This is a genomic window from Campylobacter sp. RM9334 (assembly GCF_020138145.1).
GTDB lineage: Bacteria > Campylobacterota > Campylobacteria > Campylobacterales > Campylobacteraceae > Campylobacter_E.
On record NZ_JACGAX010000009.1, the window covers coordinates 40,090 to 64,420 of the forward strand.

A 24,331-nucleotide genomic window follows, 5' to 3' on the forward strand; every position below is an offset into this window, starting at 1 on the left:
ATGAGATTATTTACATTCAATGACAAAAACATAAGCGAAATCGCTTTATATAAAGAATTAGTATTTTCATTAAATGAATGTATTAATAGTAAAGGTAGCGTAAATTTTTATGTATCAGGTGGTAAAAGTCCTAAAGATTTATTTATTAAATTAAGTAAAGAAAAGCTTGACTGGACTAAAGTAAATGTATTTTTAGTAGATGAAAGGATTTTACCTACAAATCACGAAGATAGTAATACAAATCTAGTAAAGCAAAATCTATTACAAAATGACGCTAGTAAGGCTAATTTAATTACTTGCATTAAAGATGAATTAATTAATGATTATGAAGCTTTAAAAAACCACGCTAATAATATTTATCAAACTCCTGATATTTTGATTTTAGGTATGGGAGCTGATGCTCATACTGCATCAATCTTTCCAACGGCTGCTAATTTAGATGAATTATTAAGTGATGAAAACCAAGCTTATCACATAGTAAAAACTCCTAATTACGATAGAATTAGCCTTAGTTTAGAAAGCATATTAAAAGCTAAAAGAATATTTTTAAATATCAGTGGAGATGAGAAATATCAAGTATTTTTATTAGCTTGTAAAGAAAAAAATAAAAAATATCCAATAAGTTATGTAATTAATTCAAAAGGAAATTTAGATGTCTATTACGCAAAATGAATATCCAAGATTATTAGCAGATATTGGTGGAACTAATGCTCGATTTGCATTAGAATTTAAATCAGGAAATATAGATAAAATAGAAGTCTTACAATGCAAAGACTACGATACTATAATAGATGCTGTAAGAGCGTATTTAAAAGATAAAAATGTAAATGTAAAACACGCTGCTTTTGCAATGGCAAATCCTGTTACAAGTGATTTTATACAAATGACTAATAATCATTGGGCTTTTTCAATCAATACCACAAGACTTGCATTAGGATTTGATACTTTATTAATTCTAAATGATTTTACTGCTCAAGCACTTGCTATTACAAAATTAAATAGTGATGAATTAGTTCAAATTGGTGGAAGAGAAGCTGAAGAAAATTGCGTAAAAGCTGTTTTAGGGCCTGGAACAGGACTTGGAGTTAGTGGATTAATCCCTAGTAAAAATGGTTATATTGCACTATCAGGTGAAGGTGGACATGTTAGCTTTGCACCTTTTGATGAGATTGAATCAATGATTTGGCATTATGCAAAAAACAAATTCGGGCATGTATCGGCTGAAAGATTGCTTAGCGGAATGGGACTTGAGCTAATATATGAAGCTTTAGCACATAAAGAAGGTATAAATGATACTTTAGACGCTAGTAAAATTAGCGAACTAGCATTAAGCGAAAAATCAGCTTTATGTAGATTAAGTCTTGATATATTTTGTGCAATGCTAGGAACAATTGCTTCAAATCTAGCATTAACTCTAGGTGCTAGGGGCGGTGTTTATATTTGTGGTGGAATAATTCCTAAGATATTAGAGTATTTTAAACACTCATCATTTAGAGCAAGATTTGAGAATAAAGGTAGATTTGATAGTTATTTAGCAGCAATTCCTGTATTTGTGGTTTTATCAAAATTTCCAGGTATAAACGGCGCTAGTGTGGCACTGCAAAATCATTTAAAGGATAAATAATGTTAAGCAAATTAAAAAGCTATGAAAAATTATGGTCTTTATACAACAAATCAAAAGATACTCATATGAAAGAATTATTTGCTAATGATAATAATAGAGCGAATAAATACTTTTTAGAAGTTGGTGGGATTAAGGTTGATTATTCTAAAAATAGAATAGATGAAGAGATTTTAAGCAATCTTATTAATCTTGCAAAAGAAGCTAATTTAGAACAAAACATTAAAGATATGTTTAGTGGTAAAAAGATTAATACCACAGAAAATAGAGCGGCTTTACATATTGCTCTTAGAAATCGTATAAATACACCTATTTATGTAGATAATGAAAACATAATGGATGATGTAAATGCAGTGCTTAACAAAATGGAGAAATTCTCTCACGCAATAAGATCAGGCGAGTGGCTAGGCTATACAAATCAAGTAATAACTGATATTGTAAATATAGGAATTGGTGGCTCTGATTTAGGACCATTGATGGCTTGTGATGCTTTGAAAAAATACGCACACCCAAGACTAAAAATGCACTTTGTATCAAACGTAGATGGCTCAAAATTACAAAATGTATTAGATAGCGTTCATCCAGAAACTACACTTTTTATAATAGCGTCAAAAACATTCGTAACTCAAGAAACCCTAACAAATGCCTTAACTGCTAGAGAGTGGTTTTTAAATCACGCAGTTAATAAACGCTTTGTAGCTAAACATTTCGTAGCAGTTTCAACTAATAAAAAAGCTGTTGAAGAATTTGGAATAGATAGTAATAATATGTTTGAGTTTTGGAACTGGGTCGGCGGGCGTTATAGTTTGTGGTCTGCAATTGGTCTTCCTATTATGATTTATTTAGGAAAAGAACATTTTTGGCAAATGCTAGAAGGCGCGTATTTAATGGATTCGCATTTTAGCTCGGCTGAATATTCTAAAAACTTGCCTGTAATTTTAGCTTTAATAGGTATTTGGTATATTAATTTTTATGGTGGTGGCTCACATATAATCGCACCTTATGATGAATATTTAAAGCATTTTCCAAGATTTATTCAACAACTTGATATGGAAAGTAATGGAAAACAAGTTAGTAAAAATGGGGAATTAATTAATTACGAAACTTCTCCAATCATTTGGGGTGAAACAGGAATTAACGCTCAACACGCATTTTTTCAACTACTTCATCAAGGAACTCATATAAGTCCGATTGATTTAATAGTAAGTCTTGAAAAACCACACGATATGCCAGAACACCACGAAATTTTAATTAGCAATGTATTCGCTCAAGCTGAAGCCTTTATGAAAGGCAAAAACAAGGATGAAGTAAGAGCTGAACTTAGTAAAAGTAATTTAAGTGAAAGTGAGATAGAAAAGCTAATCCCACATAAAGAATTTTCGGGAAATCGCCCTAGCAATACGATTTTATTAGAAAGAATAAGCCCTAGAAATCTAGGTAGCCTAATTGCATTATATGAGCATAAAATATTCGTTCAAGGTGTGATTTGGGGGATAAATAGTTTTGACCAATTTGGCGTTGAATTAGGCAAAACTTTAGCTAAAACAATACTTGAAGAGCTAAGAAGTGACGTAAGTTACGAGCACGATAGCTCAACTACAAATCTAATAAAATTATATAAAGAGTTTAATAAAAAATAATTTTAGGAATTTCTTTATGAAATTCCTATTTTAAATTCCACGAAAAAAGGAGAGAAAATGGAGCTTTTACATAAGGACTGCAAAAGTAAATTAGATATATTAAAAGAACATTTTGCTGAATGTTTTGATAAAGATGGAAAATTTAATTTAGAAAAATTCCAAAGCGAAATAGCTGCTAACGGGGGGGGGGATTTTACAAATGAGAGTTATAGTTTAAATTTTTTAGGCAAAAAACACGCAAAATATCTAGCAAATCTAAAACCATCAAGCTACCTTAAACAAAACGGCACATTTAATGAAAATCTAAAGCAAAATCTACTCATAAAAGGCGATAATTTAGAAGTCTTAAAACACTTACAAAATAGCTATTATAAAAAAATCAAAATGATTTATATAGACCCACCTTACAATACCGCTAATAAGGATTTTGTCTATAATGATACTAGAGCTTATAAGCTAGATGATTTAATAAACGCTGGAATGAGTGAAGATGAAGCTAAAAGAGTGCTAGAGTTTAGCACCAAAAAATCAAGCTCACATTCAGCGTGGCTTACCTTTATGTATCCAAGGCTATTTTTAGCTAGAAAGCTTTTAAAAGATAATGGAGTGATATTTATCTCAATTGATGATAATGAAGCAGCTCAATTAAAGCTCTTGTGTGATGAGATTTTTGGTGAAGAGAATTTCGTAGCTGATTTTATTTGGAATAACAAATACACAACTTCTAATGATACAGATATGTCTTATCAACACGAACATATTTTTTGCTATTTTAAGAATAGGATTAATAATAAATTAAATTTATTACCAAGAAGCGAGAAACAAAATTCTGCATATAAAAATAGAGATAATGATCCTAAAGGTGCTTGGAAACCAACACCAATTCATGCAAGAAGTGGAAGTGAGCTGGGTAAATATAGTATAACTTTTCCAAATGGAATAACTTGGCAAGCTCCGATAGGTAGATACCCTAGATATTCTAAAGATAAGTTATTACAGCTATTTTATGATAACGAACTGTATTTTAATTCAAAAGGTGGAATAGATAAAAAAACTTATATTACTGAAGTTAGACAAGGAATTTCTTGTGGTAGTGTATGGAGTTATGATGAAGTGGGGCATACACATAGCAATAATGAAGAATTATCTTCTTTGCTTGGTAAAGGTATTTTTAACGATCCAAAAGGAACTAAATTATTAAAAAGAATATTACAAATTTCAACCGATAAAAATGATATTGTCCTAGATTTTTTTGCAGGTTCAGGAACTACTGCACACGCTATTATGCAATTAAATGCCGAAGATGGTGGAAATAGAAAGTTTATTTTAGTTCAACTTGATGAGCCAATAGATGAGAAAAAGAGTAAAATTGCTTATGATTTTGTAAAAAATGAGCTTAATTGTAAGCCAACAATTTATGCAATTACCAAAGAAAGATTAATAAGAGCTGCGAAAAAAATCAAACAAGATTATCCAAACGCTACTAATTTAGACTTTAGTGAATTTAAGATAGTATATAAAGATGAATTAGAACTAGAAAAAATAGAAAAACTAGATTTAAGCTTAGGCGATAATCTTTTTGCACCATTTAATAACGATAAAACAAATGAAATTCTAACTAGCTATAAATTAGCCGATGGTATAGCTTTAGATATGGAATTTAAAATAATAAATATAAACGATTATAAGGCTTATTATTGTAATAAATTGCTTTACTTAGTTTTCCCACATTTTAAAAGCGAAAATATCAAAACCCTAATGCAAAAATTACAAGATAGTGAGCTAATTTGTGAAAGAGTTATTTTATACAATGCTAGTTTTACGAGTAGCGAACACAAGAGTTTAAAAGAAGCTTTAATTAAATTAGGCATTAAATTACAAGTGAGATTTTAAGATGGGTAGCTTTAATTATACTAATGATTTAGAATATCAAAATATAGCTATTCAAAGTGTTTTAAAAATATTTTCAAGTAATGATATAAAGGCAAATGTTAAAGAAATTCAAGAGTTTAATGGTATAAAAAATCAAAACTTTATAAATGATAACACTTATGATATTTGTATGCAAACAGGCACAGGTAAAACCTACACTTACACAAAAACTATGTTTATGCTAAATGAAGCTTATGGATATGATAGCTTTATAGTGCTTGTGCCAACTTTAGCTATTAAATCAGGGACTAAAAGTTTTTTTGAGCTATCACGCCAACATTTTATAGATGAGTTTAAAAAAAGCTTAAGTTTTTACGAAGTAAAAAGCGAAAAATCAAGTAAAAAAGAGCAAATGCCACAAAGCATAAAAGATTTTTGCAATCACGATGATAAAGCTTCTATAAGAGTGCTTTTAATAAATGCAGGAATGCTTAATTCAGAAACTTTTAAAAAAGAATTTGAAAGCAATCTTTTTGATAAATTTTTTAGCATATTTCCCGCATTAGCAGATACTAAAAGTATTTTAATCGTTGATGAGCCACATAAATTTGATAAAGCAAGTAAAACTTGGGAGAATGTTTTAAAACTAAAACCACAATTTATATTAAGATATGGAGCGACTTTTAAAGAAAACTCAAACCTACTTTATAATCTAACCCCACTTAAAGCCTTTAATGATAATTTGGTTAAAGGTGTAAAAACTTTCGTGCAAGAATTTGAAATAGGAAATAAAGCTTATATTAAACTTCAAGATATAGTAGATAATGAAGCTATTTTTTGTGATGATAAAAAGCGTGAGTTTAGACTTAGCAAAGGGCAAAATTTCGCTTGTTTTTATGATTTTTTAGATATTTTCGTGCAAGATTTAAACAAGCAAAAAGTGCTTTTATCAAATGGCGTAGAGCTAATTAAAGATAACAAATTTAATCCTTTTAGCTTTAATGATGATTTAGCTAAGCAAATGATAAATGCTTGTTTAGATGAGCATTTTAAATTAGAGCGAGAGTTTTTAAATCAAAAGATAAAATTAAAGCCTTTAAGCTTATTTTTTATAGATGATATAAATTCTTATCGTGGAGAAAACGCAAGGCTAAAAGAATATTTTGAAAAGGCATTAAAAAGCAAACTAGAAGAAGAATTAAAGCTTAGCACAGGATTTTATAAAGAATATTTACAAAAATCTTTAAACGATATTAGCCTTACTCACGGCGGTTATTTTTCAAAAGATAATAGTGATAAAGATGATAAAATAGAGCAAGAAATCAATGAGATTTTGCACGATAAAATGAGCCTACTTAGTCTTAATAATACTAGAAGATTTATATTTTCAAAATGGACACTTAAAGAAGGTTGGGATAATCCAAATGTATTTAATATTTGCAAACTTAGAAGTAGCGGAAGTGAGATAAGTAAGCTTCAAGAAGTTGGGCGTGGGCTTAGGCTTCCTGTTGATGAATACGGCAATAGAATTACTAATAAAGAATATTATTTAAATTATTTCGTAGATGCTAGTGAGAGTGATTTTACTCAAAAACTTATAAATGAAATTGAGATAAGTGATGAGTGTTTTGATATAAAAATAGATGATTTATTAGATGAGAAAATTTATAAAATAATTTTAAGTGAATATGATTTAGATGAAGATTTGATTTATGATGAGCTTTTAGAATGCGGTGCTATAAACAAGCGAAGTAAGATAATAAATGTAGATGTTTTAAAAGCAAAATATCCAAAAGCATTTAGCAAAAATAACATTAAAAAAGGTAAGATTAAAAACTCTAATGAATTAGAAAATAAAGTAAAAATCAAAACTAATTTATATCCACAAATCAAGGCTTTATGGGAAGAAATAAACAAAAAAGTATTTTTAAAATACGATGCCATTGAAAATGTGTTTTTAGCTAATTTTAAAGAGTTTTTAAAAGAATTTAAAGCAAAAGATAATTCAAGTTATATAAAAATTACACAATTAAGCGTAAATAATAATCAATTAAAAAGCCAAAAAGATATTTTAAATAATAAAATAAATATAAAAACTCTAAATTATGGAGAGTTTTTGCTAGGACTTAGCACAAAATTAGGTCTTAATCTAAACACTTTACATAAAGCCTTTTATGAGTTAATGAAAGATGGTTTATTTAACATAAATGATTATTTAAATGAGCCTAGTTTGAATGCTATTTGTAAGGAATTTAATTTTTATCTTTTAAGTAATTCTAGTAAGCTTTTTAGCATATCTTACGAAGAGTTTTCACACCACATTCATCCTACAAAAATCACTAATGAAAAAGGTGAAATATTAAATGAAATAAATGCTAGTGATATAGGTGTTTTAGGTGGAGATGAATTAGCAAATAATACCTTTTTATACGAGCAGATTTTTTATGATAGTAAAATTGAGCAAGAGATAATAAAAGAAGATATAAAAAGCATACAAGTCTTTATGAAAATACCTAAAAACTCATTAAAAATCCCTGTAGTGGGTGGATTTAGCTATTCGCCTGATTTTGCTTATGTATTAAAAGATGATAAAGAAAATATCCATTATTTTGTGCTTGAAAGTAAAGGCGTAGATAGCAAAATCAATCTAAGAAGAGATGAAAATGCGAAAATTACTAACGCAGAAAGTCTTTTTAAAGGTATAAATATTACTTTTGAAAAACAATTTAATAATGATAAATTGGAAACAATCATAAAAAATATAATCAATAAAAAATAATTAATCTAATTTAAATTCCTTAAAGGATTTAAATTAGAATACAAGATTATATTAAAAATATGGAGTGTTAAATGCTTTCTTTTATGAAAGAATTAATAAAAAAATCTTTATTTGTTGGTTTGGGTTTAGCGTTTTTTATCATTCCTATTTTCGCTTTTTTAATGCTTGTTCAGTATTCATACGATATCTATAGTAAATACTTTAGTTCAACTTATGATAAATTTCTTAAAACTAAAGAAGAGCTTTGCTCTCTTGAAAGGCAATTAGAAGTAGAAGGCTATTTATTATTTTGGGATTTTAAAAATGAGTATACAAATTATAAATATGATTATTCTAAAAGCGGATATAAATGTAATTTGGAAAAAGAAGAAAAATATAAAAGAGCAATTGTAAATTATTTTAAATTAAGTAATGCAAAAATATATGAAGTGCAAAATTATAATAGCATTGATGAAGTTAAATCTCTTAAAACTTTAGATAGTTTAGAATTAAAAGAAGTTAATGAATTTAACAATAATCTAGTATTTTTTAAAAATAGATTTTTTGATAAAAATTCATTTCAATTTATAGATGGATATAAAATGCAAGTAATGTTATATAACTCATATACTAAGGAAAAAGAAGAGAGAATATTATATAGATGGGTGTGGTTATGTAATCCAAACATATAAAATAAAATACAATTAAGAAGATATAATGGCAGTAAAACTACAAATAATGTTTAATTATTTATAGTTTTACAAGAATTTAAATCAATAGGATTAAATAAGTTCCATTGTTTGTTTTACTATTGATAATTCTTCGTTAGTTGGAATAACTAAAATTGGGTATTTTGAATCAGCTTTTGCTATATTTCTAGCTACTTTTTCACGCTTAGCATTTTTTTCTTCATCAATGCTAAAGCCAAGATGTGCAAGTTGCTTACAAACCGCAGCTCTCATTAAATCATCATTTTCACCAATACCTGCTGTAAAAATTAGAGCCTTAGCAGGAGTTACTGCAAGGTATGAGCCTATGTATTTTGCAATTCTATAGCAAAACATATCAAATGCTAATTTTGCTTTCTTATCACCATTTTGCATTTTTTCTTCAATTTCACGCATATCATTTGCACCACAAATTCCTAATAAACCACTTTGTTTATTGCAAATTTTATCAAGTTCAGCAATGCTTAAACCTTTATTATATGCTAAATAAAATAAAGCTCCAGCATCAATATCCCCACATCTAGTTCCCATCATTAATCCTTCAAGCGGAGTAAGACCCATTGAAGTATCAACGCATTTACCATCTTTAATAGCACTAATACTTGCACCATTTCCTAAGTGAGCTGTAATTGCATCTATGTTTTTAATACCTAAGAATTTTTCTGCTTCACGAGTTACAAATTCATGAGATGTTCCATGAAAGCCGTATCTTCTAACGCCATCTTCTTCATAATATTTATTAGCTATTGCATAGCGATATGCGATTTCTGGCATTGTTTGATGAAATGCTGTATCAAATACTGCTATATTTTTAACACTTGGAGCAAGATTTATAATTGTTTTAATTCCTGAAATATTTGCAGGATTATGTAAAGGTGCTAATTTTACTAATTCATCTAAAGCTTTTAAACATTTATCATCAACTAATGTTGCTTTAATAAATTTATCTCCACCATGCACCACACGATGACCTACTGCTGCTAATTCATTAAAATCAGTTAAAAGTCCGCTTTTAGCAAATAAATCACGAACTACTTTTAAGCCATCTTCGTGATTATTTATGCCACCTAAATGCTCTAATTCCTTGCCATCAAATTTAATTTTTGCTCTTGAATTACTTTCTCCAATTTGCTCAACCAAACCACTCGCAACACTATCTTCATTAAAAAATAATTGGAATTTCAGTGAGCTTGAACCTGCATTTAAAACTAATATTTTTTTCATAATTTTTCCTTTTTTATAATTTATTGTGCTTGAATTGCACTAATTAAACATGTATTTACAATATCTTCAACCAAACAACCCCTACTTAAATCATTAATAGGTTTGTTTAAACCTTGCAAAACAGGACCAACCGCAATAGCCCCTGCACTTCTTTGCACTGCTTTATAAGCTATATTTCCTGCATTTAAATCAGGGAATACAAATACATTTGCCTTTCCTGCTACTTTGCTATCAGGCATTTTTTTACTTGCTGTTGCAATATCTACTGCTGCGTCAAATTGTATAGGACCATCATAATTTAATCCCTCATAAGATTTTGCTAATTCACACGCTTGTTTTACTAAATCAACGCTTACTCCACTACCGCTATTTGCAGTTGAATAAGATAGCATTGCAACTCTTGGTTCAAAACCAAAAGCCTTATAAGTAGCCGCACTAACACTTGCAATTTCGGCTAGATTTTCAGGAGTTGGATTAGGATTTACTGCACAATCAGCAAAATACCAAACCTTATCACTTAAGCACATAAAAAATCCACCACTTACACTCTTAACACCTGGTTTAGTTTTAACTATTTGAAGAGCTGGGCGAATTGTATCAGCAGTTGAACATGCAGCCCCACTAACCATAGCATCAGCGTAGCCTAAATGAACTAGTAAAGTTCCAAAATAATTTCTATCTTTTATAAGTTCTTTTGCTTGCTCAAGGCTCATTCCCTTTGATTTTCTAGCTTCATAAAGTGCATTTGCACATTCATCATCTAATGATGAATTACCTGGATTATAAGTCTTAACATCATCTAAATCTATACCCAAATCACTAGCTTTTTGTGCTATTTCTTTATTGTTTCCTAAGATAATTAATTTAACAGCTTTACCTTCTAATAAAATACTAGCAGCCTTTAAAATACGCTCATCATTTCCTTCTGGTAAAACTATGGTTTTAATATTTTCTTTAGCCTTGCTCTCTAGCATAACTTCAAATGCCATTGGACTTACATAATCAGGTTTTTTAAGATTTAATAACTCATCTAAGCTTGTATTTTCATTATATAAACTTGCGTATTTATGATGAATTTTAGCAAACTCAAATTTGGTTAAATCATTATCAATTACATAATTTAAATTAAGCTCTTTACTTAGTTTTAGATTTATCCAAAAAGTATCAAGACCACCAAAAACTCCAAAACTAGCAACTAATACAAAATCATATTTAGCTTTTAATTCATTAACTTTAATGATTATATTTTTATAAAAAGTATTTTCATTTTTCAAATACTCTTTAACGCCTGTTGCACTATCATATAAGTATTCAGTTTTTATATTATGCTCTTTTGATAATTTATTTAAACCACACACCCCGTCTTCACAAGCAAGTGCTTGGAAAACAACAATATTTGAATATTTTTTTGATAATTTTATAGCAAGATTATCTAAACTTTCCCTGCTTTGTTTTTGAAAGTAAATCGCATTCATTGCTACTCCTTCATTGATTAAATTTCGCTAGAGTATATGCCTAAAATATTAATAAATAAGGAAGAAAATATGAAAAAAAGTTACATAAAATATTTTGTTTTCTCTTTGTTAATTTCAGGTTGTGGTTTGGCTGATCCGCAAATGGATATGAAAGCTCCAACATATGTAGAGCAAATTGAACCTAAGGCTGATAATAATTTAGGAAGTCCAGGCTCACTTTTTGGAAAAGGCTCTAATCCACTTTTTAGCGATAATAAAGCTATGAATGTAAATGATATAGTTACAATAATTATTAAAGAAGATACAAGCCAAAGTAGTAAAGCTAGTAAAAGCACGAATAAAGCTTCTAATGCTAATTTAAATTCCGGAGTTTTTGCAGGATTATTATCAAGTCTTAATAAATCAGCAGATATTGGCTTTCAAACAAAAAATAATTCAGATTTTAGTGGTAGCGGTCAAGCTAGTAGAAATGAAAAATTTCAAACAACAATTAGTGCTAGAGTAATAAAGGTATTAGCTAATGGAAATTATTTTATTGAAGGAAAAAGACAATTATTAATAAACGGAGAAAAACAAATCGTTCAAATCTCTGGAGTAATTAGACCTTATGATATAACAGGTCAAAACACAATTGAGAGCAAATACATAGCAGACGCTAAAATACTTTATTCAACTCAAGGCGAAATTGATAAAGCTACTAAAAAACCTTGGGGAACAAAAGCAGTTGAAACTATTTGGCCTTTTTAACCTTGATTTAAGGTTAAAAAGACTTTATTTCTTATCATCTTCGTTGATTTTTAATAATAATTTATAAGCCTTATATACATTTGAAATTGCAGCTGCTATTCCAAATGCAAGTCCTACGAAAAATAAAGGCTTATAAATCTTAGCGAGTAAAACTCCTAAACCAACGCCAATTAGCACTGCAACTACAATGCTAATACCTAAGCTTAGATGATTTGCAGCGTCTATTACACTTTTTACTTTTTTAGCTCTTTTATTTTCTTCGTTATGCACGAATAGCCTTTTTGAACGCATTTATAAATATTTCAAATTCTTTATCTTCAAACTTAGAGCAAATAAATGCAGTTTCATAGGTTGATGGTGCAAGATTTACTCCATTTTCTAGCATAATTTTATGAAATCTTGAAAACTTAGCTGTATCACTTGTCTTAGCGTCATCGTAATTTAATGGGTATTTTTCATTAAAGAAAAATCCTAACATTGAACCTATATTTTTAGCTACAAAAGGCACTCCTGCACTTTTACTCTCATCTAGCATAGCATTAATTGCATTTTTTGCCCATTTATCACATTTTTTATAAATATCATCGTTTAATTGCTCAAGATTTGCAATACCTGCTGCCATTGCAAGTGGATTTCCGCTTAGCGTTCCTGCTTGATATACTCCGCCTAGTGGACTTAGAAGTTGCATAATTTCTTTTTTTGCAGCATAAGCTCCAACAGGAAGTCCCCCACCAATAACCTTACCAAAACAAACCATATCAGGCACAACTTTATAAATCTCTAAAGCCCCACCTAAAGCAGCTCTAAAACCACTCATAACTTCATCAAAAATCAAAACGATTTTTAATTCATCACAAAGCTTTCTAAGGTCTTCTAAAAACTCTTTTTTAGCAGGGACAAAACCCATATTTCCTGCAATTGGTTCAATAATAATCACACCTATTTCACTACCATTACTCTTTGCTATAGCAATTTGCTCTTTTACGCTTTCTATATCATTGTATTTAGCTGTATAAGTATCTTTTACAGCGTTTTTACTAACTCCACTTGAGCTTGGAGTATTAAAAGTAGCTAAGCCACTTCCTGCATTTACTAAAAGCATATCAGCGTGTCCGTGATAACAACCATCAAATTTAATAAGCCCATCACGATTAGAATAAGCTCTTGCTAAGCGAATTGCACTCATAGTAGCTTCTGTCCCACTATTTACAAATCTAATTTGCTCTATTGCAGGATATAACGATATAACTTTTTGTGCTAATTTGCTTTCAGCTAATGTAGGAGCACCATAACTTGTGCCATCTTTTGCTGCATTAATAATAGCGTTTGTTACATTTATATCAGCGTGTCCTAAAATGCAAGGTCCATAGCTTTGAACTAAATCAAGGTATTTTTTATCTTCAATATCAATTATATAAGCGCCATCTCCCTTTTTTATAAATACAGGCTCACTACCTACACTTTTAAACGCTCTTACAGGAGAATTAACCCCACCTGCTATTAATGTTTGTGCTTGTGCGAAAGCTTCTTTATTTGTCATTTTTTTCTCCTTTTTTCTTGATATATAAGTATAAATTTTTTATTTCTTCATTTGTTAAATAATAATTTGGCATTATATTTTTTGAACTTGTTTTACTAACTAAGGCTTTATAAAAATTCTCATAACTAATATTTTTAATACTAGGGATTATTACTTGAATGGTTTTTCCATTTTCTTTATAAGTAGCAAATATTTGCTCACTTCCATCAAGCCCGTGGCATTTATCACAACCAATTCCCCTTGGGTTTTGATACAAGCTTAATTGATATTCATCTTTGCTTAAAAAATCACTATTAGCATAAACAAATACGCTAAAAACTAATAATATTAATTTTGATTTCATTTTATAATCCGTTGTTTTTAAGGGTTATAATACAATCTTTATTTTTATAAAGGTTACAAATTGATACTAGATGGAAAAAAATTAAGCAAAGAATTATATGCACAATTAAAACTCAAAATTAATGAGCTAAAAACCAAACCTTGCTTAGCTGTAATTTTAGTAGGAGATGATTATGCTAGTGGGGTTTATGTAAGAAGTAAATTAAAAGCTTGTAATGAATTAGGAATAATTAGTAAAGATTATAAGCTAGATAGTAGTATTAGCGAAGAAGAATTATTAAAAATCATAAGAGATTTAAATGATAATGATAGTGTAGATGCTATCTTAGTGCAACTACCTTTACCAAATCATATCAATAAAGACAATATCATAAACGCTATAAATCCTATTAAAGATGTAGATGGTTTTACTCCACTTAATTTAGGTTTAGTTTTAGCGAATTTAAAACCACATTTTTATGCTTGCACCCCGCTTGGAATTGATATTTTGATGAAGCATTATGGTATCAGTGTAAAAGGCAAAAATATTTGCATAATAAACGATAGTATCATAGTAGGTCGCCCACTTGCTGCTATGATGATTAATGAAGGTGCAAGTGTTAGCGTATGCCACAAATATACAAAAGATTTAAAAGAGCATACTTTAAACGCTGATATTTTAATAAGTGCTACAGGTGTAATTCATCTAATAAATGATGATTTTATAAAAGATGGAGCTATTTTAATTGATGTTGGGATTTGCAAAGAAATTGATGGCAAAAAACTATCAGGAGATTATCTTAAGACAAGTAATAAAGCTAGTATGATTACTCCAGTTCCTGGCGGAGTAGGACCTATGACTATTTATGCACTAATGCAAAACACATATGAAGCAAGATTAAAAAAGGAAGAAAATGCAAGAAAATAAAACAAAATGGCAAAAATTAGTTGATTTTTGGAATTCATGGACGGGGACTATTGTATTTGTTCTTGTTTTTATATTTTTCGTAGCTCAAGCTTTTACAATACCAAGTGGCTCTATGAAAAACACACTTTTAGTAGGAGATCATTTATTTGTAAAAAAATTCGCCTACGGGATACCAACTCCTAGAATTCCATTCCTAGAAGTTCCTGTGTTGCCTGATTTTAAAGGCGATGGGCATTTATTAAGCTATGCTAAGCCTAAAAGAGATGATATAGTGGTGTTTTTGTATCCGCACAATACAAAGCTACATTATGTTAAACGCTGCGTTGCTTTAGGAGATGATGAGATAATATTTGCAAATAAGACCCTTTATGTGAGAATGCACGAAGGAGATGAATACATGAGAGCAAATTATCCTGCTAATAAACAAGTGATTTTACAAGGCAAATTATACATAAAAGAGCCTTATACTAAAAAGGGTATTCATTATGATGAAAGAGTGGATTTTGATAAGGTCATAGAATACTTTATGGCTAAGGGTGAGTTTGTAATGAAGCCAATTTATGTTAGTGAATTAAGAAGTGATATTAAAGCGTATTATTATAAGGTGCCTAGCAATGAATACTTTATGATGGGTGATAATCGCGACCACTCAAATGATAGCCGCTTTTGGGGAAGTGTAGATTATAAATATATTGAAGGTAAACCTTGGTTTGTTTATCTAAGCTGGGATGATGATTATAATATCCGCTGGGAAAGAATGTTTAAAAGCGTTGATACCTTAGAAAACGATGAAAGATATATCCATCACGAAATAAGCGATATTAATTCTCTTGATTAACAAAAATATCTAATTCAAATTCTTGTGATTTGAATTAGAATTTATTTTATAATACATTATATTTTAAAAGTAATTTATATAAAAATTAAAATTATTTAATTGTATTTGAAGACTTTTCACTTAAAATCTTTTCAATTTTCTTTTGTTGTTTTGCTATGTATTTTTCACCTAGTGGTTGTGCTTCTTCTTTTGCTTCCATTTCATAGCCACCTTTACTCATTGCAGAATACTTTTGTCTAAACTCTGTATATAAAAAATAAACCGATAAATCATCAACAAAAGGCAATGAAACTAGCTTGGTTTTAGTTTGATATATTGTGTAAGTTTTTAAGTTTTTACCATTTAAGAAAAACAATATTAAATAACTTGATAAAATATCTAATATTACAAAAAATATAAGTATAGGAAAGAATAATATTCTAATTAATATAAAATCTGATTTATGATTTAAATTTTTTACTTCCATTTCTTGAGTATTGAAAGCGTCTTTATTGAATATATATGAATAAGCTAAAGCAGGTCGTTTAGATTGCAATCTAAAAACTATATCACTTTTATTTATCGTTGCGGTTACTTTTTTGTAACTTTTTGCTGTACCAAAAAGACCTTTTTCGCCTATTTCGTAGGTTTCAAAATATATCTTTTCATTATCTACGCTAATATAAAAATCATTATTTTTAACAAATCTAAGTCTTTTTATTTGTCTAAGGTTTAAAAAGAATATAATAAAGAATATGCTACGAAGTATTGCTTCATCCATCCTTTTTATCCACCACAAATCCGACATTATTCGTTCTGGTCTATTATATAAAAAAATTAAATTATCTATACCAACATAAATTATGCGACATAAAATTAAAATTACGAAAATTTCACTAATAAATCTAATAAGCTCTAAGCTATATAAATAATCGTTTTTTATTTTATAATCTTTTAAATTATCTATATTCAAATTTATCCTTTATATTTAATAAAACTAATTATAAAAATTACTAATATTTTTATAACTTGTTTTCATTTTAATTCTCCTTTTAATTTATTTAAATAATTTGTATAAACATCATTAGAGCAACTACCTCTTCTATAATAATTACCTAAACTAAGATAATAGTTATCAATAAATAACCTAGTAAAAGAATCATAAATTCTATTAAGATTAGGGCTAAGTTCTAAACTCAAATTATTTAAATTTGTTATTGCATAACTACAAGGTTTATAATAACCATAAATATCATAATTTATTAGTTTATCTTTACTAAGTCTAGTTGGTAATTCTGAAGCTTCTTCTTCAAAAATTTTTTCATGATAATCTTCATATAATTGCACTTCTTTATCAACTATTAAATTTACACTTTTAAAAAACTTTCCATCTATCGTATAGTTTTGCTTTTCAATTGTGCTTAATAATAAGGTATTTGGTTTTTTAAGTTCTGTTACTTCGTATTTTGGACTTTGCTGTAAATCAAAATGACTTATGAATAATATTCCGTGAAAAGCAATCATTAAAAATGAGAAAAAATAAAAGATAACTTTAATAAATTTTTGATTTTGTTTCATTATTAACTTATAAAACCACCAAATTAATAGTGAAAATACAATTGGTAGCAATAGTTGTAAAACTACAAACCACCCACCGGCATCTCTATCAATAAGCCCAATTCTTATAACCAAATAAAAAAATAAAATATATAAAGCTATTATAAATCTAGGATAGAGCTTTAATCCTATAAATAAAGTAAGAGTAAAAACAATAGGGTAAGTAATAAAACTTGCATATGGTATAGGAATTAAAATACTAATAATCCCACTAGCTAAATCATGTAAATTATCTAAAAAATATGTTAGATATATTAAAAACTCATTCATATCCTACCTTTAAAAATAAGATTAATTATAGCAAATAAAAAATTATTAATCTATTATTTATTGTCTTAATGCTTTAATTTATATAGTTAATGATTTGATAATTTATTTCATTTGGATATTCTCTTAAGTAACACACTACTCCGTAATCTTTATCATTACAGCTTGTTATAAAATCTTTATAAATTATTTTATTATCACATAATGATGGATTGTTTCTAATAAAAACTTCGCAATCTCCTATAAATTTTCTAAGCAGATATTGTTTTGGTGGATTTGTGTAGCACTTGCATTGAATTAGCCTTATTTCACTATTTTTATACGCTATTAAATCTATGCCTTTGTCGTTTTTACCATTTACAAAACCATTTGGAAAAACCTTATAACCTATATTTTCATAGTATATTTTTATTTGATATTCGTAATTTTTGCCTTTTTTGATATTTTCTAATTTGATTTTATTTTGTGCGTTTTTTTCTTCACTTATTTTTAATTCATAAGACTGAATTAGTTTATCTTTTTCTAGCTTATAATATCTATTTAATTCTTTTAATTTGTCTTCATAATCTTTTTCTTTTTCTAATATCAATTCTTGTGCTTTTTCAATGGCTATTTTATTAATATCTGAAGTTGTTAAAGTCTGTAATCGTTTTAACTCATCTTTGAGTTTTAATAATTCTTCTTCATATTTATAGTTTTTGTATAGCAAAATATTTTTATCAGTTTTTGTATCTTCGTAATCTTCTTTATCTATTTTTAATGTTTGAATTTCTTTATTTTTGTCATTTATAAATTTTTCTGCCTTTTTTATAAATAAAACGAATATACCAAGTAATATGAAGTAAAAAATAGTTATTATTAAGCCATAGTAATTATGTAAAAATTCTAAAATGCTAAATAACATATAATTACCATAGGAATTTCAAATGAAATTCCTAAAATCAATCTAAATCTTTAATGATTTCTTCATCACTTTTTACAACCATTCCAGAGCCGTGAATTACGCTCGGAATACAACTTGTGCAAATATCTACTGGCTTATTGTTTTTATGAGCTCTAATAAATACTGCGTGCTCGTCTTCGCTAGCTTTTAGACTACATACATTACAAATAATTTCATTGTTTAAAACCATAATAATCTCCTTAAAAATAAAATTAAATACTACAAAAAAATCAAAATATAAAAGTTATTTTTAATCAATTTAAAGGCTGTTTTAATCTTAATTCATTTTGAAATAATAAATGAGCTAGAAATATTACAAAAAATACAGGTAGAAAAAACCCAACATAAGGAATATTTGAAGCCAAATAAAATAAAAATACGCAAAAAATATATTTAAATTTAAAAGGTTTAAAACTTAAAAAATCATTTTTATTTAAAACACAACTAGCCACATCGTAAATTAAAAAATTAAAAAATAAATAAAACATTAAGCAAAACATTAAAAATGATGCTATGAAATTTAATATAGGAATTATGTGAAATAAAAGCACAAAAAATAAAAAAAATAAGAATTTCAATACGATTTTAAACAAAAGCCAAGTTATTTGAATTAACCCTATTTCATCTAATTTATTGTAATTATAATGCTTTAAATTGATTTCTCTAACTATCATTGGAGTTAAAAATGAAGTAATAACTAAAGCAAAAAATATAGATAAATATAAAGCTAAAAAACCGCCACCTGAAATAGTAATTATCATAATAAATATTTGTATGGCGTGTAGTATCATCGCACCTAAAAAAAAGTTAAAAGCTTCTTCGTTAAAATCTAAACTACCAACATAACTAAATGCAAGTGTTAATAAACTAATAAATATAATTGAGCTTATAATTAATGGAAATAAAGAAAATGCTAAAAATCTAAATGTAAAAAAATCTTTTAGGCTAATAATGAAATTATTCATATTTATACCACTTAATTACTTGAGAAAATAATCCGTTTCCATTAAATCCTATTGGCATATTTTCAATACCTTTAATTTTTTTATTATAAGCTAAAAAATAATTGTAATTTACCAAAAATACATAAGAAGGGTTCATTTTAATCTGCTCTTGAAACTCTTTGTAATAATTCTCTTGCACTTGATTTATGGTATTTTTTGCTTGAGTTTTATTAATCTTATTTGTATTTAAAATAGTTGCAAAATTAATACTATCATATACTTCAATATCTATAATCTTACTAGCTTCATTATCATCATTGTTGGTTTGTAATACATCTGTTAATATTCCAAAATCTTTTAATTGCATAGCAAGATTTTCAGCTATACTTAAGTAGTCTTTATTGTTTTTATCTACATAAATTTCTAATTTTAAAGGTAAATCTAATTTTTTATAATAATTTGCTGTGCTTTCTTTATTAATATTTAATTCTATACTCTTTTTATCTTTATAAAATCCTAATTCATTTATAATTTTTCTAGCTTCTGCTCTATCACAACCATTATTATTCAAACTTAAAATATGTTTATTAATACTAAAATTCGGTAATTGATTTAAAATAGATTTGTTACAAATAATCAAAGAAATTGCATATCTTAATTTCCTATCATAAATTACTTTATTATTTAATTGTAACGCTATAGCGTGATCTGATTCTAAAGTCTTATATACTAAATCATCATCAATATTTTTTATATTTTTATAATTAATCAAGCCAACATCAATTATATCATTATTTAAAGCATTTTTTATTTGAACTTCATTTTGATAAAACTTAAAAACTACCCCATCATTAAGTGCTTTAAAAATAGCATTAGGATTTTTTACTAAAACTATTTGTTCATTGTTAAATTGCTTTAAATTATAAGTACCAAGACCAATAGCATCACTATTAAACCAACTTAAACCATATTTAATAAGAGCATTTTTTGACATAATCCCTAGTGTTAAAGAATTTAAAAAATCATTATCTGGATACTTCAATACAAATTCAACTTTATATTTATCAATTATATTTATTTGAGAAATATTATTATAAAATCTACTATAATTTGAATTAAAAAAGTGATTTATAATTATTTCATAAGTAGTTTTTACATCTTCTGAAGTAAATTCTCCAAAATCTATATTATTTTTTATAAAATGAAGACCTTGTTTTAATTCAAATTCGTATCTTAATTTATCATTACTTATTTTGTATGAATTGGCTAGTGCGGGAATTAATTCTTTATTATTATTTTTATAAAACAAACCTAAATATAATAAATTTACTAAATCATCATTTGGATTATAAATTGGATTTATATTATTTGGTTGATTTTTCATAGCTACTTTAATTAAATCAGCAGATAAAAAATTAATTGAAAATACTAAAAATAATAATAAAAACTTTTTCATAAGTATCCTTAAAATAGCAAGTAAAAACTTGCTATTTCGTGATTAGAAGTTAGCTTTAATTTGTGCTACCCAGTTTGCAATTCTTTCGTCTGTTAAATCTTCTTGATTGTCATTATCTAATGCAAGACCAACGAATTTGCCATCAACTACTGCTTCTGAATCTTCAAAATCATAACCATCAGTTGATACTTCGCCAACTAAATTTGCACCAGCTTCTTTTAAAGCTTTAGCAAGTTTTCCCATACCGCCGCAGAAAGTATCAGAATAGCTTGAGCTATCTCCCATACCAAATACAGCTACTGTTTTACCAGCTAATTTTAGACCACTAAAATCAAATGAATCCCAATCATCTTGTAAGTCACCACTACCCCAAGTTGAAGTTCCGCAAACTAATTTATCAAAACCATTTAGTTTATCAGCATCAACATCAGCGATATTTAATAATTCAGCACCTAGTGCTTCTGCAATTTTTTCTGCTGCGCCTTCTGTATTTCCCATAGCACTTCCGAAAACTACTGCTACTGACATAATTATCTCCTTAATTTGATTTGCGACATAATTTTACCATTTGAAATTATTGTTAATCATTAACCAAATTCTTTTTACAAAAACATTAGTTATATTAATTTATTAATATAAGAATAAGTTAATATCACTTATCAAAAATCCTTATTATTACTTCATAATAATTATTAAATTAAAAATATTATTAAAAAATTTTTATTATTTACTAAGCATATTTTCTTTTAAAATAAAATTATTATTAAAATTATTTTTTAATTAGGAGGTTTTATGAAAACTAAAGATAGAAGAGACTTTTTAAAGTTTTCTGGCTTAGTGTATGGCTCTATTTTAATGCCTAATATTGCTTTATCTAATAGTATAGATATTGATGATATAAAATGGGATGAATATTATGATGCAATAGTAATTGGAAGTGGTTTTGCAGGAAGTGCAGCTATGCTAAGTCTTTTGGATAATGGTATTAAAAATGTTGTTATGATTGATAAAATGCCTTATTTAGGTGGCAACTCGGCTTATTCAGGTGGTTCAATGGCTGTTGCTGGCTCAAAATTACAAGCTAGAGATGGAATAGTTGATGATATTAATCTACACATACAAGATACATTAAAAAGTGGTAAGAATTTAAATGATTTAGAACTAGTAAATATTATGATAAATGATGGAGTAAAAACTCTTGATTGGCTTATAGATAATGGAGTTAATTTTAAGTGGGTTAGTAGAAGTGGTGGTCATAGCGTTCCACGCTCTCATTCAGCAGGTGCAGGTAGTTATATTACAAGACCATTACAAGAACAAATTCTTAATAGAGGCGGTAAGATTTTAACAAGAGTTATAATGGATGATATTTTATATGATAAAAATCATAAAGTTGTTGGAATTAAAGTAAGAGAAAAATATCAATTTAACTTTGAGCGTGGATATGAAGAAAAAAACAATGAAAGTGGAATTACTAAATATTATAGAACCTTTGGTGGTATTATCTTAGCTACTGGTGGTTGGGGAGCTGATTTAAAATTTAGACAAATATTTGATTCTAGTTTAAGAGATGATGTATTAACCACAAATCATTTAGGAGCTACTGGCTACACAGCACAAAAACTAATAAATGATAATGTTAAATTCATAGATATGCAATATATTCAAAGTATGCACGTAACAAGTCAAGATGAAGGTGGTTTTGGATTTGCTTATAGATGGATTACTAGGGCTTATGCTTATGGAATGATGGTAAATCCTAAAACAGGAAAAAGATTTGTAAATGAAATTACTGATAGAAAACAAGGTAGCGATGCGATATTAGCTATGAATGAAAAAGGTTTAAATCCACCTGTTTTAATTATGGATATAAATGGCACTAAAACGGTTGATATAGAAGATTTAAATAGGGGCTTATTAGTTGGTGCTGTAAAACAATTTGAAACAATGGATGAATTAATAGCTCATTATAATATCAATAAAGAGCCTTTCTTAGAGCAGTTAAAAAGATACAATGAATATGTTGAACTTGCTTCAAAAGATAAAGATTATAAAGACCCAGAATTTAATCGCAATTTTTCAGATTACAAAGGAAAGTATATAAAAATAGAACAAGCTCCATTTTTTGCTGCAAGACCAGGACCAAAAGTTCATCATTGTATGGGTGGAGTAAAAACTAATAAAGATTGTGAAGTATATGATAATGATATGCAATTAATTCAAGGTTTGTATGCATGTGGAGAAATTACTGGCGGAAGACACGGATACAATAGATTGGGTTCTAATGCGGTTTTAGATTGCTTAGTTTATGGAAAAAGAGCTGGAAATACTCTAGCAAAAAATTATAATTTATTAAGGGGTTAGCAATGAGATTTATTAGTATTATATGTTTATTTGCCTGTTTTTTATTTGCAAATGAAAATGTATTAAAGGATTCGTTAGGAAAAGTAAATGTAGATTTTAGCGAAAAAGCCTATGAAGTGAAAGGAATTCATAAAAAATTAAATCTTAAGTGTAATGATTGCCACCTAGAAGCACAAGCGAAAGATTATTCATCAGCTATGCTAAATAGTTGTATAAAATGCCACGGGGATTATTCAAAACTAGCAGAATATACTGCAGGTTACGGACATAATAACAATGTTCATCAAAGCCCACATTATGATAAATTAGACTGCGATAATTGTCATAAAACTCACAAACCATCTGTTAATATGTGTGCTAGATGCCATAGCCAAGAAATCTTAAAAAATTTAAAAGTAAAATAAAGGAGAATACATGAAAAATAAAATAGCTTTTACTTGTATGATAGTAATCATAACTCTTGTTTTAGTATTCTTAGGAGAAAAAATTGTTCATGTAACAGGCAAATATCCGTTTTGTGGGAGTTGCCATTCTTGGGATGGACCTATAGCAATCACAAATGTTAATGATGATATACACGGGGCTAAAAATCCTAAAGGAGTGGTAGTTAATTGTGCTGATTGTCATTTACCACACGATAATTTGGCAAAATACTTATTGACTAAAGCTAAAAACGGAATAGCAGAAGGCTTTACAACTTTAACAAAAGACCCGACTAAAAAAGATTGGTTAGCAAATAGAGAACACGCTAGAAAAAATTATACTTTTGATAGCTCTTGTCTAAAATGCCACGAAAATGCTTTCGTAAAAGACAATGAAAGCACATTACCAATCCATCTTACCTATCTAAGTTTTAAAGGTAGTGCTGATGAGATGAAATGCACCGATTGTCATAAACATGTAGGGCATAAAGATTTAGCACAAACTTTATATGATTTAAAGGACACAACTCCACATAGTTGGGAAGATTGGGAAAAACAAAGAGCTAAGCAATAAGCTTAGCTAATAGAATTTAGAATTAATTCTAAATTCTATAAATTCTTTTTCAAACTTAACTCAAATTCTTTTT

24 protein-coding genes are annotated in these 24,331 nt (G+C 27.9%); 12 read left to right on the forward strand and 12 right to left on the reverse strand.

Annotated features, from left to right (window positions below):
- From pgl to AVBRAN9334_RS05350, 6 genes are all read left to right on the forward strand, one after another.
- A complete protein-coding gene (gene pgl, locus AVBRAN9334_RS05325; RefSeq protein ID WP_336607207.1) occupies positions 1-672 on the forward strand; it encodes a 6-phosphogluconolactonase in 672 nt (223 codons plus the stop codon).
- On the forward strand, positions 653-1,624 hold the full coding sequence (locus tag AVBRAN9334_RS05330; RefSeq protein ID WP_214117926.1) for a glucokinase: 972 nt from the start codon (positions 653-655) through the stop codon (positions 1,622-1,624). The genes pgl and AVBRAN9334_RS05330 overlap by 20 nt, the downstream gene beginning before the upstream one ends.
- Complete coding sequence (gene pgi, locus AVBRAN9334_RS05335) at positions 1,624-3,261, forward strand: glucose-6-phosphate isomerase (protein WP_214120226.1); 1,638 nt, start codon at positions 1,624-1,626, stop codon at positions 3,259-3,261. The genes AVBRAN9334_RS05330 and pgi overlap by 1 nt, the downstream gene beginning before the upstream one ends.
- A 57-nt stretch (positions 3,262-3,318) precedes the next feature.
- A complete protein-coding gene (locus AVBRAN9334_RS05340) occupies positions 3,319-5,154 on the forward strand; it encodes a site-specific DNA-methyltransferase (RefSeq protein ID WP_336607208.1) in 1,836 nt (611 codons plus the stop codon).
- Between the two features lies 1 nt (position 5,155).
- Complete coding sequence (locus AVBRAN9334_RS05345) at positions 5,156-7,912, forward strand: type III restriction-modification system endonuclease (RefSeq protein WP_336607209.1); 2,757 nt, start codon at positions 5,156-5,158, stop codon at positions 7,910-7,912.
- An 83-nt stretch (positions 7,913-7,995) separates the two neighbouring features.
- Positions 7,996-8,583, forward strand: a complete 588-nt coding sequence (locus AVBRAN9334_RS05350) for a hypothetical protein (protein ID WP_336607210.1) — start codon at positions 7,996-7,998, stop codon at positions 8,581-8,583.
- A gap of 90 nt (positions 8,584-8,673) precedes the next feature.
- On the opposite strand, the gene AVBRAN9334_RS05355 is transcribed toward AVBRAN9334_RS05350, so the two are convergent.
- Together AVBRAN9334_RS05355 and pta are read right to left on the reverse strand one after the other, a co-directional pair.
- Positions 8,674-9,843 (reverse strand): acetate kinase, encoded by a 1,170-nt coding sequence (locus AVBRAN9334_RS05355; RefSeq protein ID WP_214117921.1) that lies wholly within the window; start codon positions 9,841-9,843, stop codon positions 8,674-8,676.
- 20 nt (positions 9,844-9,863) lie between these two features.
- Positions 9,864-11,318 (reverse strand): phosphate acetyltransferase, encoded by a 1,455-nt coding sequence (gene pta / locus AVBRAN9334_RS05360; RefSeq protein ID WP_336607211.1) that lies wholly within the window; start codon positions 11,316-11,318, stop codon positions 9,864-9,866.
- Between the two features lie 69 nt (positions 11,319-11,387).
- Between pta and flgH the strand changes: the two genes are divergently transcribed.
- On the forward strand, positions 11,388-12,065 hold the full coding sequence (flgH, locus tag AVBRAN9334_RS05365; RefSeq protein ID WP_336607212.1) for a flagellar basal body L-ring protein FlgH: 678 nt from the start codon (positions 11,388-11,390) through the stop codon (positions 12,063-12,065).
- 24 nt (positions 12,066-12,089) lie between these two features.
- On the opposite strand, the gene AVBRAN9334_RS05370 is transcribed toward flgH, so the two are convergent.
- From AVBRAN9334_RS05370 to AVBRAN9334_RS05380, 3 genes are read right to left on the reverse strand one after another with little or no spacing between them, the layout of a single operon-like run.
- Positions 12,090-12,356 carry an AtpZ/AtpI family protein gene (locus AVBRAN9334_RS05370; RefSeq protein ID WP_336607213.1) on the reverse strand — a complete coding sequence of 89 codons (267 nt, stop codon included), beginning with the start codon at positions 12,354-12,356 and terminating at the stop codon, positions 12,090-12,092.
- Positions 12,328-13,605, reverse strand: a complete 1,278-nt coding sequence (hemL, locus tag AVBRAN9334_RS05375) for a glutamate-1-semialdehyde 2,1-aminomutase (RefSeq protein WP_214117917.1) — start codon at positions 13,603-13,605, stop codon at positions 12,328-12,330. The genes AVBRAN9334_RS05370 and hemL overlap by 29 nt, the downstream gene beginning before the upstream one ends.
- On the reverse strand, positions 13,595-13,948 hold the full coding sequence (locus AVBRAN9334_RS05380) for a hypothetical protein (RefSeq protein WP_214120453.1): 354 nt from the start codon (positions 13,946-13,948) through the stop codon (positions 13,595-13,597). The genes hemL and AVBRAN9334_RS05380 overlap by 11 nt, the downstream gene beginning before the upstream one ends.
- A 60-nt stretch (positions 13,949-14,008) precedes the next feature.
- Between AVBRAN9334_RS05380 and AVBRAN9334_RS05385 the strand changes: the two genes are divergently transcribed.
- A complete protein-coding gene (locus AVBRAN9334_RS05385; RefSeq protein ID WP_336607214.1) occupies positions 14,009-14,854 on the forward strand; it encodes a bifunctional 5,10-methylenetetrahydrofolate dehydrogenase/5,10-methenyltetrahydrofolate cyclohydrolase in 846 nt (281 codons plus the stop codon).
- Entirely contained in the window at positions 14,841-15,692 is an 852-nt protein-coding gene (gene lepB, locus AVBRAN9334_RS05390; RefSeq protein WP_214117914.1) for a signal peptidase I, read from the forward strand. The genes AVBRAN9334_RS05385 and lepB overlap by 14 nt, the downstream gene beginning before the upstream one ends.
- A gap of 91 nt (positions 15,693-15,783) precedes the next feature.
- Here lepB and AVBRAN9334_RS05395 read toward each other — a convergent pair whose 3' ends face one another.
- From AVBRAN9334_RS05395 to fldA, 7 genes are all read right to left on the reverse strand, one after another.
- Positions 15,784-16,644, reverse strand: a complete 861-nt coding sequence (locus tag AVBRAN9334_RS05395; RefSeq protein ID WP_336607215.1) for a hypothetical protein — start codon at positions 16,642-16,644, stop codon at positions 15,784-15,786.
- A gap of 62 nt (positions 16,645-16,706) precedes the next feature.
- Positions 16,707-17,558, reverse strand: coding sequence for a hypothetical protein (locus tag AVBRAN9334_RS05400; protein WP_336607216.1), 852 nt, complete (start codon positions 17,556-17,558; stop codon positions 16,707-16,709).
- 73 nt (positions 17,559-17,631) lie between these two features.
- Entirely contained in the window at positions 17,632-18,459 is an 828-nt protein-coding gene (locus AVBRAN9334_RS05405) for a restriction endonuclease (protein ID WP_336607217.1), read from the reverse strand.
- A gap of 37 nt (positions 18,460-18,496) precedes the next feature.
- Entirely contained in the window at positions 18,497-18,688 is a 192-nt protein-coding gene (locus tag AVBRAN9334_RS05410; protein WP_214117910.1) for a hypothetical protein, read from the reverse strand.
- 64 nt (positions 18,689-18,752) lie between these two features.
- Positions 18,753-19,463, reverse strand: a complete 711-nt coding sequence (locus AVBRAN9334_RS05415; RefSeq protein WP_214120649.1) for an EI24 domain-containing protein — start codon at positions 19,461-19,463, stop codon at positions 18,753-18,755.
- Positions 19,456-20,898 carry an ABC transporter substrate-binding protein gene (locus AVBRAN9334_RS05420; RefSeq protein WP_336607218.1) on the reverse strand — a complete coding sequence of 481 codons (1,443 nt, stop codon included), beginning with the start codon at positions 20,896-20,898 and terminating at the stop codon, positions 19,456-19,458. The genes AVBRAN9334_RS05415 and AVBRAN9334_RS05420 overlap by 8 nt, the downstream gene beginning before the upstream one ends.
- 42 nt (positions 20,899-20,940) lie before the next feature.
- Positions 20,941-21,426 carry a flavodoxin FldA gene (fldA, locus tag AVBRAN9334_RS05425; RefSeq protein ID WP_336607219.1) on the reverse strand — a complete coding sequence of 162 codons (486 nt, stop codon included), beginning with the start codon at positions 21,424-21,426 and terminating at the stop codon, positions 20,941-20,943.
- Between the two features lie 264 nt (positions 21,427-21,690).
- Here fldA and AVBRAN9334_RS05430 point away from each other — a divergent pair, with 264 nt between their 5' ends.
- The 3 genes from AVBRAN9334_RS05430 to AVBRAN9334_RS05440 are packed head-to-tail and all read left to right on the forward strand — an operon-like array spanning position 21,691 to position 24,258.
- Complete coding sequence (locus AVBRAN9334_RS05430) at positions 21,691-23,262, forward strand: flavocytochrome c (protein ID WP_214120628.1); 1,572 nt, start codon at positions 21,691-21,693, stop codon at positions 23,260-23,262.
- A 2-nt stretch (positions 23,263-23,264) separates the two neighbouring features.
- The gene (locus AVBRAN9334_RS05435; RefSeq protein WP_214117905.1) at positions 23,265-23,666 is read left to right on the forward strand and encodes a cytochrome c3 family protein; all 402 of its coding nucleotides are present in this window, start codon (positions 23,265-23,267) and stop codon (positions 23,664-23,666) included.
- 10 nt (positions 23,667-23,676) lie between these two features.
- Positions 23,677-24,258 (forward strand): cytochrome c3 family protein, encoded by a 582-nt coding sequence (locus AVBRAN9334_RS05440; RefSeq protein ID WP_214117904.1) that lies wholly within the window; start codon positions 23,677-23,679, stop codon positions 24,256-24,258.
- Positions 24,259-24,331 lie beyond the last annotated feature (73 nt).